The 12,637-nt window shown below is 74.3% G+C and carries 14 protein-coding genes; 13 read left to right on the top strand and 1 reads right to left on the bottom strand.

The window, feature by feature from the left end; genetic code table 11:
* Window positions 1-5 precede the first annotated feature (5 nt).
* Window positions 6-392, bottom strand: a complete 387-nt coding sequence (gene hypA / locus V6D49_RS08480; protein WP_340558511.1) for a hydrogenase maturation nickel metallochaperone HypA — start codon at window positions 390-392, stop codon at window positions 6-8.
* 208 nt (window positions 393-600) lie between these two features.
* On the opposite strand from hypA, the gene V6D49_RS08475 reads away from it, so the two are divergent.
* The 13 genes from V6D49_RS08475 (at window position 601) to V6D49_RS08415 (ending at window position 12,636) form a co-directional block, all read left to right on the top strand.
* On the top strand, window positions 601-2,343 hold the full coding sequence (locus V6D49_RS08475; RefSeq protein WP_340558509.1) for a hydrogenase maturation protein: 1,743 nt from the start codon (window positions 601-603) through the stop codon (window positions 2,341-2,343).
* 61 nt (window positions 2,344-2,404) lie between these two features.
* Window positions 2,405-3,466 (top strand): hydrogenase expression protein HypE, encoded by a 1,062-nt coding sequence (locus V6D49_RS08470; protein WP_340558507.1) that lies wholly within the window; start codon window positions 2,405-2,407, stop codon window positions 3,464-3,466.
* Between the two features lie 35 nt (window positions 3,467-3,501).
* Window positions 3,502-5,292 carry a nickel-dependent hydrogenase large subunit gene (locus tag V6D49_RS08465; protein ID WP_340558506.1) on the top strand — a complete coding sequence of 597 codons (1,791 nt, stop codon included), beginning with the start codon at window positions 3,502-3,504 and terminating at the stop codon, window positions 5,290-5,292.
* A 12-nt stretch (window positions 5,293-5,304) separates the two neighbouring features.
* Window positions 5,305-5,862, top strand: coding sequence for a NifU family protein (locus V6D49_RS08460; protein ID WP_340558504.1), 558 nt, complete (start codon window positions 5,305-5,307; stop codon window positions 5,860-5,862).
* Complete coding sequence (locus tag V6D49_RS08455) at window positions 5,859-6,551, top strand: DUF5947 family protein (RefSeq protein WP_340558502.1); 693 nt, start codon at window positions 5,859-5,861, stop codon at window positions 6,549-6,551. The genes V6D49_RS08460 and V6D49_RS08455 overlap by 4 nt, the downstream gene beginning before the upstream one ends.
* Window positions 6,536-6,742, top strand: a complete 207-nt coding sequence (locus tag V6D49_RS08450) for a hypothetical protein (protein WP_340558501.1) — start codon at window positions 6,536-6,538, stop codon at window positions 6,740-6,742. The genes V6D49_RS08455 and V6D49_RS08450 overlap by 16 nt, the downstream gene beginning before the upstream one ends.
* Window positions 6,739-7,461 carry a DUF6084 family protein gene (locus tag V6D49_RS08445; RefSeq protein WP_340558499.1) on the top strand — a complete coding sequence of 241 codons (723 nt, stop codon included), beginning with the start codon at window positions 6,739-6,741 and terminating at the stop codon, window positions 7,459-7,461. The genes V6D49_RS08450 and V6D49_RS08445 overlap by 4 nt, the downstream gene beginning before the upstream one ends.
* Before the next feature lie 53 nt (window positions 7,462-7,514).
* Window positions 7,515-8,594 (top strand): hypothetical protein, encoded by a 1,080-nt coding sequence (locus V6D49_RS08440; RefSeq protein ID WP_340558498.1) that lies wholly within the window; start codon window positions 7,515-7,517, stop codon window positions 8,592-8,594.
* Window positions 8,591-9,499: a hydrogenase maturation protease gene (locus V6D49_RS08435; protein WP_340558497.1), complete on the top strand. Its 909-nt coding sequence runs from the start codon at window positions 8,591-8,593 to the stop codon at window positions 9,497-9,499. The genes V6D49_RS08440 and V6D49_RS08435 overlap by 4 nt, the downstream gene beginning before the upstream one ends.
* The gene (locus V6D49_RS08430) at window positions 9,496-9,627 is read left to right on the top strand and encodes a hypothetical protein (RefSeq protein WP_340558496.1); all 132 of its coding nucleotides are present in this window, start codon (window positions 9,496-9,498) and stop codon (window positions 9,625-9,627) included. The genes V6D49_RS08435 and V6D49_RS08430 overlap by 4 nt, the downstream gene beginning before the upstream one ends.
* 179 nt (window positions 9,628-9,806) lie before the next feature.
* Window positions 9,807-10,169 carry a DUF1330 domain-containing protein gene (locus V6D49_RS08425; RefSeq protein WP_340563795.1) on the top strand — a complete coding sequence of 121 codons (363 nt, stop codon included), beginning with the start codon at window positions 9,807-9,809 and terminating at the stop codon, window positions 10,167-10,169.
* Between the two features lie 51 nt (window positions 10,170-10,220).
* Window positions 10,221-11,153, top strand: a complete 933-nt coding sequence (locus V6D49_RS08420; protein WP_340558494.1) for an SGNH/GDSL hydrolase family protein — start codon at window positions 10,221-10,223, stop codon at window positions 11,151-11,153.
* 49 nt (window positions 11,154-11,202) lie between these two features.
* The gene (locus tag V6D49_RS08415; protein WP_340558492.1) at window positions 11,203-12,636 is read left to right on the top strand and encodes an MFS transporter; all 1,434 of its coding nucleotides are present in this window, start codon (window positions 11,203-11,205) and stop codon (window positions 12,634-12,636) included.
* Window position 12,637: the final 1 nt, after the last annotated feature.

Genomic DNA, 12,637 nt, shown 5'->3' with positions numbered 1-12,637 from the left:
CCTCCTCAGGACAGGGACGGCGGGGGGACGCCTGCCGGGGCGTCCGGTTCCGGCAGGGTGACGGCGGCGATCTCCAGCTCCCGGCCGGTCAGCAGCTCCGCCGCGGACCGGCCGCAGCCGGGGCACTCCAGGGACGGCGGCGACCCGACGGCGAAGTCACCGGAGCAGCCGCCGCAGCGGGCCCGCGCCGGGACCTCCTCGATCTCCAGCCGGGCGCCCGCCAGGGCCGTGCCCTCGGCGGCGAGGCCGAAGGAGAAGCGGAGTGCGTCGGCGACCACGCCGGCCAGCTCGCCCACGCGCAGGCGGACGGACTCGACCGACGCGGCGCCGTGCCGCCGGGCGGCCGCGTCGGCGCTCTCGACGACGGCGGTCGCGATCGACAGTTCGTGCATGGACCGTCACGGTAGGCACCCGGGCGACCCGAGCCCGGCGGGCACGAGGGCAGGGGGGCGGGGTTTCCCCCGCCCGGCCCATGCGGTGCCGCCGGGCGGGCCCCCGCCGGGCGCGTCCCGCCACCGGGCCCGTGCGGCGCGGTCCACGATCGGGCTGTCGTCGGGCGGCCTGCCGGGCCGCGCCCCGCAACCGCCAGGGAGGCGGCCCATGCGCATCCTGCTGCTCGCCAGCGCGTTCAACAGCCTGACCCAACGCGTCTTCACCGAGCTGGTGGACCGCGGCCACGCCGTGGCGGTGGAGCTGGCGGCCACCACCGGTCCCGGGACGGAGGCGGAGGCGGTGCGGCGGCACACGCCGGACCTCGTCCTCGCGCCGATGCTGACGAGCGTCCTGCCGCCCGAGGTGTGGTCGGCGGTGCCCTGCCTGATCGTGCATCCGGGCCCGCCCGGGGACCGGGGGCCGTCCGCGCTGGACCGGGCCCTGGCGGACGGCGTCGACACGTGGGGGGTCACCGTCCTCCAGGCGGAGGCCGAGCTGGACGCCGGGCCGGTGTGGGCGTCGGCGTCCTTCCCGGTGCACGCCGGGCCCGGCAAGAGCGACGTCTACCGGGGCGAGCTGGCCGACGCCGCCGTGACGGCCGTGCTGAGCGCCGTCGAGCGGTTCTCCTCCGGCGCCGGGCCGCTGCCCGGCGACCCCGGCGCGTCCGGCCTGGGCTGGCGGCCGTACCTGCGTCAGGAGGACCGCCGCATCGACTGGTTCACCGAGCCGACGGCATCGGTGCTGCGCACCCTGCGGGCGGCCGACTCCCGGCCGGGCGTGCTCGACACCCTCCTCGGCGCCGAGTGGTACCTGCACGGCGGCCATCGGGAGGACACCCTGCGCGGCCTGCCGGGGGAGGTCGTCGCGACGCGCGAGGGGGCCGTCTGCCGGGCGACGGTCGACGGCGCGGTCTGGATCCCGGAGCTGCGCGCCCGCCGCCGTCCGCAGGGCCCGCCCACCTGGCGGCTGCCCGCCACCACGGCCCTCGGCGAGCGGCTGCCGGCGGACGTGCCCGAGGTCCCGGCCCCGCTGTGGCCGCGCGCCGGTGACGCCGACCGCACGTGGGCGGAGATCCGGTACGACGAGGACGGTTCGGCGGGCTTCCTGCGGTTCTCCTTCCCCGGCGGTGCGATGAGCACCGACCAGTGCCGACGGCTGCTGGCGGCCTACCGGTTCGCCTGCGCGCGGCCCACGGACGTCCTCGTGCTCGGCCCGGCCCGGGACTTCTTCTCCAACGGCATCCACCTGGGCGTCATCGAGGCCGCCGAGGACCCGGCGGCGGAGTCCTGGGCGAACATCCGGGCCATCGACGACCTGGTGGAGGCCGTCGTGACGACCACCGACCGGCTCGTCGTCTCCGCGCTGCCGGGGAACGCCGCCGCCGGTGGTGTGATGCTGGCGCTCGCGGCGGACGAGGTGTGGTGCCGGGAGGGCGCCGTGCTGAACCCGCACTACCGGCTGATGGGGCTGACCGGCTCGGAGCTGTGGACGTACCTCCTGCCGCGCCGCGTGGGCGCCGAGGGCACGCGGCGGCTCATGCGTGCGGCGCTGCCGCTGAGCGCGGCGACCGGGCACCGGGCGGGGCTGGTGGACCGCGTGGTGGAGGCGACGCCCGCCGGCTTCGCCTCCGAGGTCGCCCGGCTGGCCGTGCGGCTGACCCGCTCGGCGCACCTGCCCGCCCGGGTGGCGGAGAAGAAGGCGCTGCGGGAGCGCGACGAGGCCGTCAGGCGACTGGCGGACCACCGGGCCGAGGAGCTTGCGGCCATGCGGCGGACGTTCCTCGACCCCGGGGCGCCCTACCACGCGCTGCGCTCGGCCTTCGTACGCAAGGCGCGCCCGGCCGGCACGCCCGAACACCTCGCCCGGTACACCACGGCCGGGTACGCACCGTCACGCGTGTCCGATTTGTGAGCATTCGCACACCGTGTCAGCCTTCACGGGTGAGCCAGTAGCGGCCGAAAGGAAGCGCGCCATGACGACCACCGAAACGGCCCCCAGCGGCACGGGCGTGGAAGAGGTGCACATCCTGTGGACCTCCGAGGGCATGAGCTGTGACGGCGACACCGTCTCCGTCACCGCCGCCTCGCTGCCCAGCCTGGAGGACGTCGTCCTCGGCGCCATCCCCGGCCTGCCCAAGGTCCACCTCCACAACAAGGTGCTCGCCTACGAGACGGGCGACGACTTCATGGAGGTCTTCCACCGGGCCTCGCGCGGCGAGTTGGAGCATCCCTTCGTCCTCGTCGTCGAGGGCTCCATCCCCAACGAGAACATCAACGGCGATGGCTACTGGACGTCGATGGGCAACGACCCCGACACCGGCGAACCCCGCCCGCTCAACGACTGGCTCGACCTCCTGGCGCCGCAGGCCTACGCCGTCGTCGCCATCGGCACCTGCGCCACCTACGGCGGCATCCACGCCATGGCCGGGAACCCCACCGGCTGCATGGGCCTGGCCGACTACCTCGGCTGGGACTTCCGCTCGGCGGGCGGCCTGCCGATCGTCAACGTCCCCGGCTGCCCCGTCCAGCCGGACAACTTCATGGAGACCCTCACCTGGCTGCTCCACCAGGCCGCCGGGCTGGCCCCCACCATCCCGCTCGACGAACAGCTGCGCCCCACCTGGCTGTTCGGCAAGACGGTCCACGAGGGCTGCGACCGCGCCGCCTACTACGAGCAGGGCGACTTCGCCAAGGACTACAACTCGCCGAAGTGCCAGGTGAAGATCGGCTGCTGGGGCCCCGTCGTCAACTGCAACGTCACCAAGCGCGGCTGGATGGACGGCGTCGGCGGCTGCCCGAACGTCGGCGGCATCTGCATCGGCTGCACGATGCCCGGCTTCCCCGACAAGTTCATGCCCTTCATGGACGAGCCGCCCGGCGGCAGCGTCTCCTCCGGCCTGCTCAGCAGCACCTACGGGCCCCTCGTCCGCTCCCTGCGCTCCATCACCAACCGCACCGCGAACCACGAGCCCAAATGGCGCCACAACCGGGCGGAGCTGACCTCCGGCTACGCCCCGCGGTGGACGGGCCGCTGACCTCCCGCTGACACCGCGCGAAAGGACCTCCCCCCGTGACGACGACGCAGGCCAGGCCGACCGAGCAGCGCACCCTCACCGAGGTGGCGTTCGATCCGATCACCCGGATCGTCGGCAACCTGGGCATCTACACCAAGATCGACTTCCCCAACCGGGAGGTCGTCGAGTGCCGCAGCACCTCGTCCGTCTTCCGCGGCTACAGCGTCTTCATGAAGGGCAAGGACCCCCGGGACTCGCACTTCATCACCAGCCGCATCTGCGGCATCTGCGGGGACAACCACGCCACGTGCTCCGTCTACGCCCAGAACATGGCCTACGGCGTGAAGCCCCCGCCGCTCGCGGACTGGATCATCAACCTCGGCGAGGCCGCCGAGTACATGTTCGACCACACGATCTTCCAGGACAACCTGGTCTTCGTCGACTACAGCGAACGCATGGTCAAGGAGACCAACCCGAGCGTCCTGGAGCGGGCCGAGCGCACCCCCGCCCCGCGCGGCGACGTCCACGGCTTCCGGACCGTGGCCGACATCATGCGCTCCTTCAACCCCTTCGAGGGGAGCACCTACAAGGACGCGCTCGTCATGAGCCGCCTCACCCGCGAGATGTGCTGCCTGATGGAGGGACGGCACGTCCACCCCTCGACGCTCTACCCCGGCGGCGTCGGCACCGTCGCCACCCCGCAGCTGTTCACCGACTACCTCGTGCGGCTGACCCGCTGCCTGGACTTCGTCAAGCGCGCCGTCGCCATGAACGACGACGTCTTCGACTTCTTCTACGAGGCCCTGCCCGGCTACGAGGAGGTCGGCCGCCGCCGCACCCTGCTCGGCTGCTGGGGCGCCTTCCAGGACCCCAACGTCGTCGACTACCGCTACCGGACGATGAACGAGTGGGGGAACGCCATGTTCGTCACCCCCGGCATCGTCGTGGACAACGAGCTGGTCACCACCGACCTCGTCGACATCAACCTCGGCATGCGCATCCTCCTCGGCAGCTCCTACTACGAGGACTGGGTGGGCGAGGAGACGTACGTCGACAAGGACCCGCTCGGCAACCCCGTCGACAAGCGGCACCCCTGGAACCAGACGACGCTGCCCGCCCCGCAGAAGCGCGAGCTGGAGGAGGGCGGCAAGTACAGCTGGGTCATGAGCCCGCGCTGGCTCGACCAGCGCACCGGCGACCACCTCGCCCTGGACACCGGCGGCGGCCCCATCGCCCGGCTCTGGGCGACGGCCCTGGCGGGCAAGGTCGACACCCCCTACGTGCGGGCGCGCGGCGGCAGCGTCGAGATCGACCTGCCGAAGACACCGGGCATGGCCGAGGTCAACCTCAAGTGGACGCCGCCGCCCTTCCCCAACACCATCGAGCGCAACCGGGCCCGGATCTACTTCGTGGCCTACGCCGCCGGCATGGCCCTGCACTTCGTCAACGAGGCGCTGGCCGAGGTCCGGGCCGGACGCACCAAGGTCTTCGAGGACTTCACCGTGCCCGACGAGGGCATCGGCGTCGGCTTCCACGAGGCCGTGCGGGGCGTCCTCTCGCACCACCTCGTCATCCGCGACAAGAAGATCGCCAACTACCACCCGTACCCGCCCACCCCGTGGAACGCCAGCCCGCGCGACATGTACGGCACACCCGGCCCCTACGAGGACGCCGTGCAGGGCTGCCCGATCTTCGAGGAGAACGGCCCGGACGACTTCAAGGGCATCGACATCATGCGCACCGTGCGCAGCTTCGACCCCTGCCTGCCCTGCGGCGTCCACATGTACCTCGGCGGCGGACGCACCCTGCGGCAGACGCACTCGCCCACCTTCGGCCAGCACCTGTAAAGGCGGCACACGATGGCATCGGACGACGCCCGGGCCCGCGCGACCGTGGCCCGGGCCGAGGAACTGCTCTCCGGACTCGACGCCCTGCCCGACAGCGCGGCGGCGGCCCGCGCCCGGGAGACCGTCGAGACCCTCGTCGGCCTCTACGGCGAGGCGCTCGACCGCGTCGTCACGCACACCGGGGGTGACGAGGCGGTCCTGCGGCGGCTGGCCGACGACGAACTCGTCGGCCACCTCCTCCTCGTCCACGACCTGCACCCCGACCCGCCGTCCGTGCGGGCCCGCCGCGCGCTGGACGCCGTCGCCGAGCACCTCGGGCGGCACGGCGTCACCGTGGCGGCGGAGGAGCTGACCGACGAGGCCGTCAGGGTGCGGATCACCGGCACCGCACGGGGCTGCAACGCGCCCCCCGACCCGCCCGAGCGGACCGTCCGGGACGCGCTCGCCGGGGCCGCCCCCGACCTCGCACACGTCGAGGTGGAGACGGCCCCCGACCCCGCGCCCGAGACCCTCATCTCCGTCGACTCCCTCTTCCAGCGCCCCGCCCCCACCCCCGCGGGACAGCCGTGACCGGCCCGCCCGCCGCCCCCCGGCTCCGGGCCGTGGCCCGCCGCGCCACGGCCCGCACGCCCGGCGGCGCGGCGTCCGGCGGCCCGGCGGCCGAGGAGCGCTGCGACCTGTGCGCGGAGCGCCTCGCCCCCGACCACCGGCACCTGCTCGACCTGCTGACCGACGCGGTGTCCTGCGCCTGCCGCCCCTGCTCGCTGCTCTTCGACCGCCACGAGGCGGGCGGCGCCCACTACCGCCTCCTCCCGCAGCGGCGGCTGCGGCTGACGGGAACGCCGATCGACGACCACCTGTGGGCCGGCCTCGGCGTCCCCGTCGACCTGGCCTTCTTCACCCGCAGCGCCGAGTCCGGGCAGGTCATCGCCCGCTACCCGAGCCCCCTGGGCACCCTGCGGGCCCACCCCGACCCGGCCGTCTGGCAGGAGGTCCTGGCCACCGACCCGGCCCTGGGCGGCCTCGCCGACGACGTCGAGGCCCTCCTCGTCCACCGGGCGGCCGACCGGCGTGAGCAGTGGCTGCTGCCGCTGGACGACTGCTACCGCCTGGCCGCCCTCGTGCGCGCCCACTGGAAGGGACTGGGCGGCGGCACCGAAGTGTGGCAGCACGTGGAGACGTTCTTCCGGAACCTCGACGCGGCGCCCGCCACCGACGACCACAGCACTCCGCAGGAGGCGTCATGGGTATCACCGTAGGCAAGCCCGACACCAAGGCCGACGTGACCGCGCACGTCAAGGGCGTGCGGCGGGGCAACCACCAGGGGGCGGCCAAGCACCAGCCCGGCCACCTGGACGACGACCGCAGCACGGCCCGCCGCTCCACCGGCATCAACCCCGAGCTGCGCGACCCGATCCAGCCCGACATGCCGAACCTCTCCCCGGCATGACCGCCCCGGAGCGGACGCCGGCCGCCGCACCCGACCTGCCCGACCTGGACTTCGTCGTCACCGGCGCCGACCAGGAACGGTTCGCCGCCGTGCCCGCCCTGCGCTTCGGCGTGGAGATCACCCGCACGGGCGGCGGCCCCGTCCGCTCCGTCAGCCTCACCACGGCCCTGCGCATCGACGTCGCCCGGCGCCGGTACGACCCGGCCACGCAGCGGGCCCTCGCCGAGCTCTTCGGCGCCGCCGAACGCTGGGGCACCACGCTGCACCCCCTGACCTGGACGCAGACCACGCTCCAGGTGCCCGCCTTCGACGAGCGCACCCGGGTGGACGTCGTCGTGCCCTGCGGCTACGACACCGAGATCGCCGTCACCAAGTACCTCTCCGCCGTCCGGGACGGGGAGGTGCCGCTGGACTTCCTGTTCAGCGGCACCGTCTTCTACGCGGGGACGGGCGGCGGCCTGCGCACCGCGCGCGTCTCGTGGTCCAAGGACGCCACCTACCGGATGCCCGCCACCCTGTGGCACGAGCTGATCGGCCGCTACTACCCGGACAGCCCCTGGCTGCGGCTCCCGCGCGAGACGTGGGAGCGGCTCGACGCCTACCGGGTGCGCCACGTGCTCACCGACTGGGACGCGACCGTCCGCAGCCTGCTCGACCACGCCGAGACCGGCGACCAGACCCCCACCGGGGACCGGGACGCGCACGCCACCGCCTCCTGACCCCCGGCCCTCTCCCACCGCCCCCCCCCACGAACGTCACCGACCGGAGTGTCATGGACGCCGCTGAGGCCGTCGAGAAGATCGTGCGCACCTGCCTCTACGAGGGCTACCTGCTGTGGCCCTACCGCAGGACCGCGCTGAAGAACACCAAACGCTGGACGTTCGGCGGGGTCTTCCCGCAGCGCTGCGCCGCCGACCTCGGCGAACCCGACAGCCAGCGCACCCAGGTCCTCCTGGACGCCGGCGACCGGCCGCCGCACGAGGTGCGGCTGAGCGTGCGGGTGCGCTTCCTCCACGTCGTGGACCGCGCCGTGCTGCGCGAGGGCCCCGGCGGGCCCGAACCCGTCGACGCGGTGACCGTCGCAGGGGAGCGGTACGTCGCCTGGGAGGAGGCCACCGAGCGCGAGGTGACCCTGCGGCCGAGCCTCGCGGAGCTGTACGCGGCGCCCCGCACCGCCCCCGTCGACGTGCCGCCCGGCCGCGACCGCGAGCCGCTGCACGACGCCGACGGCGGCCACGTCGCGACCCTCGTCCGCAGCTGGCAACGGCTGACGGGCACCGTCACCGTGAGTGCCGAGGCCGTCGGCGGCGGGGTGCACCGCGTCACCGTGCGGACCGCCAACACCACCGACTGCCCGCCGCCCGTGGCCGGGGACCGGCGGGCGCGCGAGAGGGTCGCCGCCCACGCCCTCGTCTCCACCCACACCGTCCTGCACTGCGACGCCGGCCGGTTCGTCTCGCTCCTGGACCCGCCGGACCCGCTGGCGGACGCCGTCGCCGACTGCCGCAACGAGGGCGTGTGGCCCGTCCTCGTCGACGGCGGCCCCGGCGGGCTGGGAGCCGCCCGCACCGACAGCACCGCCGGCGCCCACACCGTGCTCGCCTCGCCCGTCACGCTCTACGACTTCCCGGCCGTCGCCCCCGAGAGCCCCGGCGACCTCTTCGACGGCACCGAGATCGACCAGCTCCTCATCCTCACCGTCCTCAGCCTCACCGAGGAGGAACAGGCCGAGGCCCGCGCCGCCGACCCCCGGGCGCGGGAGATCCTCGACCGCTGCGCCCGGCTCAGCACCGCCGAACTGGCCGCGCTGCACGGCACCATCCGCGAGTTCCGACCGCTGGAGCAGGCATGAACGCCCCCTGGGAGGACACCACCTCACCCGCCGACGCCGCCCGTACCGTCCTCGTCGACGGCGTCGTGGTCGGCCGTGGCAGCCGGGTGCGGCTGCGGCCGCTGCGGCACGGCGACATCATGGACCTCGCCCTGGCCGGGCGGACGGCCGAAGTCGTCGCCGTCGAGGAGGACTTCGAGGGCGCCGTGCACGTCGCGGTCGTGCTCCAGGACGACCCGGGGCGGGACTTCGGCTCCGCCGCGCAGATCGGGCACCGCTTCTTCTTCGCCCCCGAGGAGCTGGAGCCCGCCTCCGACCCCGACGAGGGGGAGCGTCCGCCGCGCGTCCTGGTGGCGGGGATCGGCAACATGTTCCTCGCCGACGACGGCTTCGGCCCCGAGGTCGCCGCAGCGCTGCGCCGGGTGACGCTGCCCGCCGAGGTGCACGTCGCGGACTTCGGCATCCGGGGCATGGACCTCGCCTACCGCCTCACCGAGGGCTACACGGCCGCCGTCCTCGTCGACGCGGCGCCGCACGGCGAGCCGCCCGGCACGATCAGCGTCATCGAACCGCCCCTGGACGACTTCGGGGACGCCATGCCCGAGGCGCACGGCATGGACCCGGTGAAGGTGCTGGCCCTGGCCCGCAGGCTCAGCGGCGGGGCCCCGCTGCCCCGCGTCCTGGTCGTCGGCTGCGAGCCGCTGGTGCGGATGACGGGCGAGGAGCCGGACGTGAGCGTCGGCCTCAGCGAACCGGTGCGGCGGGCGGTCACCGAAGCCGTCCCGGTCATCACCTCGCTGGTGGCCGACCTGCTCGCGCGGAGCGCGTCGGGTGCGGCGCGGGGCGCGTCGGGTGAGGCGGGTGTCGGGGGCGAGGGAGCCGGAGGGGAAGCGGCGGGAGTGGGAGAGGAGGTGAGTCCGCGATGAGGAAGGGCATCTTCATCCCGGCGGCCGTCGTCCGGCTGGCCGTGGGTCTGGTCACCCTGGCGACGGTTGCCGTCATCGCCTCGGAAGGTCCCGAGGCCGTGCGCTACATGAAGATGAAGCGCATGTGAGAGGCGCGGTGTGCGGGACGGTCGCCCGGCGCGCGTGGCGTGCGCGGGCGGCCGGTCCGGGCGTCATGACCTCCGAGGTCATCGACTCGGTGACCCGCCCGGTGGGACGGTGGCCGCGTCGCCACCACCGCCCGCACGAGGGGGACACCATGACCGAGCCCGGAAACGGCACCGGCGCCGTGAACGCGTACGCCATCGCCCACCTACGGGAGTTCCGTCCGCACCCGGACATCCCCCGCTACATCGAGCTGATTCAGGCCACCCTGGAGCCGTATTCCGGCCGATTCCTCGTCCACGGCGCCCAGGTCGAGGTGCTGGAGGGCAGCTGGCCCGGGGACGTCGTCGTCATCGGCTTCCCCGACCTGGAGAGCGCGCGGGCCTGGTACGCGTCACCCGCCTACCAGGAGGTGCTGCCGCTGCGCACCCGGCACATCACCGGCGACTGCGTCATCGTGCCCGGCGTTCCGGCCGGCTACGACCCCGCCCAGACGGCCGCGAAGGTCCGCGAGGCGCTGCCGCAGCCGATGGCTACCGACCGGTAGAAGCCGGGCCCGCGATGTGCTTGGGTGGCCGTCGACCGTGGGGAGGGCGGGATGCGGAAGCACATCGCGGTGTGGCTGGCGCTCGGGCTCGTCGGCGCCGTGCTGGCCGTCGGGTACGTGTGGGCCGGGTCGTCGACGTCGGCGCGCGAGCGGCCCGAGGCCGGGGACGACCGGCCCGTCTACCTGCCGGGCGAAGCGCGGGGCGCCGCCGAGGAGGAGCCGGAGGAGGCCGAACCCGCCGAACGGGAGCCCGCCCGCGTCCTGTTCATCGGCGACTCGCTCGCCATGGAGATGCAGGACGAACTCGGCCGCCGCGTCGGCGAGCTGGACCGGACGACCTACCTCGGCGCGCCCTACTCCGGCACCACCCTGTGCGACTACCTGGAGGGCCGGGACGTCGAGTCGCTCGTCCCCGCCGAGGACAAGGCCGCCGCCCTGGTGCGCTCCTTCCGGCCGACCGTCGTCGTCCTCCAGTTCTGGGGCAACTCCTGGGGCTACACGCCCTGCATGGACCGCGTCGGCTCCGGCACACCGGAGTACTACGCCCGCTACACCGCCGACGCCGAACGGCTGACCGAGCAGATCCGCACCGCCGCCGAGGAGAACGGCACCCCCGCGCCGCAACTCGTCTGGGTCCTCCAGGGCCCCGACGCGATGGCGCCCGACCGCGTCCGCCGCGTCAACGCCGTCTACGAGGAACTCGCCCCGCGCACGGACGCCCTGCTCTCCGACGCCGGTGCCGCCGTCAGCCGCCCCGGCGCCCGCTACACCTGGACGCGGACGCTGCCCTGCACGCAGGAGGAGCGGGACACCCCGGACCACTGCGAGGACGGCCGCACGCCGCTGCACCGCGAGGACGACCTGCTGCACTTCTGCCTGGCCCCCACGACGTCGGACCCCAAGCCCTGCCCGCGTCCGTCCCCCGGCATCGACCGCTACACCGCCGCCATCACCGCCACGGTGCGCGACCACCTGGGCCGCTGACCCCAACCGGGCGTCCCGGGCCCGGTACGCGCCGCCATAACATGGCTGAATGGTCCAAGTCCCCGCCGCATCACGGATATCCACCGCGCGACGCCGCACCCCGCCGCTGTGGGCCGTGCTGTTCGCAGCCTGCGCCGGACAGTTCCTCGTCGTCCTCGACATCGCCGTCGTCAACGTCGCCCTGCCCTCGATGCGCGACGACCTGGGCATGAGCCCGGCCGGACTGCAGTGGGTCGTCAACGCCTACACCATCACCTTCGCCGGGTTCCTCCTCTTCGGCGGACGCGCCGGGGACCTCTTCGGCCGCAAACGCCTCTTCCTCATCGGCCTCACCCTGTTCACCCTCGCCAGCCTCGCGGGCGGACTGGCCCAGGAGTCCTGGCAGTTGCTGGCGGCCCGCGCGGTGCAGGGCATCGGCGCCGCGGCGCTGGCCCCCTCCACCCTGACGCTGCTCACCGTCTCCGTCCCCGAAGGGCCCGCCCGCAACCGGGCCATCGGCACCTGGACGGCCGTCGGCGCGGGCGGCGGCGCGGCCGGCGGCCTCGTCGGCGGCGTCCTCACCGAGGGGCTGTCGTGGCGCTGGGTGCTGCTGGTGAACGTGCCGATCGGGGTCGTCGTACTTCTCGCCGCCGCCTGGTGGCTGGTGGAGACCCGCACCGGCGGCCGGCGGCGGCTCGACGTGCCCGGCGCCGTCCTCGTCACCGCCGGGCTGGCCACCCTCGCCTACGGGATCGTGGAGACGGAGTCCACGGGCTGGGGATCGCCCTCCGCCCTGGTGCCGTTGCTCGGCGGCCTGGCCCTCCTGGGCGCGTTCCTCGCCGTCGAGGCCCGCGCCCCGGTGCCGCTCATGCCGCTGCGGCTGTTCCGGCTGCCGTCCGTGGCGGCGGCGAACACGGCGATGTTCGTCATGGGCGCGACCATGGTGTGCTCCTGGTACTTCATCACGCTCTACCTCCAGAACGTCCTGCTCTACTCGCCCATCGCGGCGGGCCTGAGCTGCGTCCCGCACTCCCTCGTGATCGTCGCCGCGTCGAAGGCGGCGCCGCGCCTGATGGTGTGGGCCGGGCCGCGCAACGTCGCGGTGGCCGGCTGCGTCATGGCGGCCGCCGGATACCTGTGGCAGAGCACGCTGCACGCCGACGGCACGTACCTGGGCACGGTCCTCGGCCCCGGCCTGCTGATGATGGCGGGCGCGGGCCTGACGGCGACCCCGCTCGCGTCGGCCGCCACCACGGGCGCCCCGACGGAGGACGCGGGCATCGCCTCCGGACTCGTCAACATGGCGCGCACGATGGGCGGATCGCTCGGGCTCGCGGTCCTGTCGACCGTCGCGGCGGCCCGCATGTCCGGCACCGCCCCGGAGGGGCTCGCCCCCGGCTACGCCCTCGCCTTCCAACTGGGCGCCGTCGTCCTGGCCGTCAACGCCCTCTTCATCCTCGTGGCGCTGCCCCGCGCGCCCCGACCCGCCGGGGAGGGCCGCTGAC

Source organism: Streptomyces sp. GSL17-111 (assembly GCF_037911585.1).
In the GTDB taxonomy this organism is placed as follows: Bacteria; Actinomycetota; Actinomycetes; order Streptomycetales; family Streptomycetaceae; genus Streptomyces.
Note: the sequence above shows the minus strand (reverse complement) of the source record. Positions and strands in the feature narration are given on the sequence as shown.

Coding starts and splice junctions, on each gene's coding strand:
- hypA (WP_340558511.1), bottom strand. CDS start 392: ATGCACGAACTGTCGATCGCGACCGCCGTCGTCGAGAGCGCCGACGCG.
- V6D49_RS08475 (WP_340558509.1), top strand. CDS start 601: ATGCGCATCCTGCTGCTCGCCAGCGCGTTCAACAGCCTGACCCAACGC.
- V6D49_RS08470 (WP_340558507.1), top strand. CDS start 2,405: ATGACGACCACCGAAACGGCCCCCAGCGGCACGGGCGTGGAAGAGGTG.
- V6D49_RS08460 (WP_340558504.1), top strand. CDS start 5,305: ATGGCATCGGACGACGCCCGGGCCCGCGCGACCGTGGCCCGGGCCGAG.
- V6D49_RS08450 (WP_340558501.1), top strand. CDS start 6,536: ATGGGTATCACCGTAGGCAAGCCCGACACCAAGGCCGACGTGACCGCG.
- V6D49_RS08445 (WP_340558499.1), top strand. CDS start 6,739: ATGACCGCCCCGGAGCGGACGCCGGCCGCCGCACCCGACCTGCCCGAC.
- V6D49_RS08440 (WP_340558498.1), top strand. CDS start 7,515: ATGGACGCCGCTGAGGCCGTCGAGAAGATCGTGCGCACCTGCCTCTAC.
- V6D49_RS08435 (WP_340558497.1), top strand. CDS start 8,591: ATGAACGCCCCCTGGGAGGACACCACCTCACCCGCCGACGCCGCCCGT.
- V6D49_RS08430 (WP_340558496.1), top strand. CDS start 9,496: ATGAGGAAGGGCATCTTCATCCCGGCGGCCGTCGTCCGGCTGGCCGTG.
- V6D49_RS08420 (WP_340558494.1), top strand. CDS start 10,221: ATGCGGAAGCACATCGCGGTGTGGCTGGCGCTCGGGCTCGTCGGCGCC.
- V6D49_RS08415 (WP_340558492.1), top strand. CDS start 11,203: ATGGTCCAAGTCCCCGCCGCATCACGGATATCCACCGCGCGACGCCGC.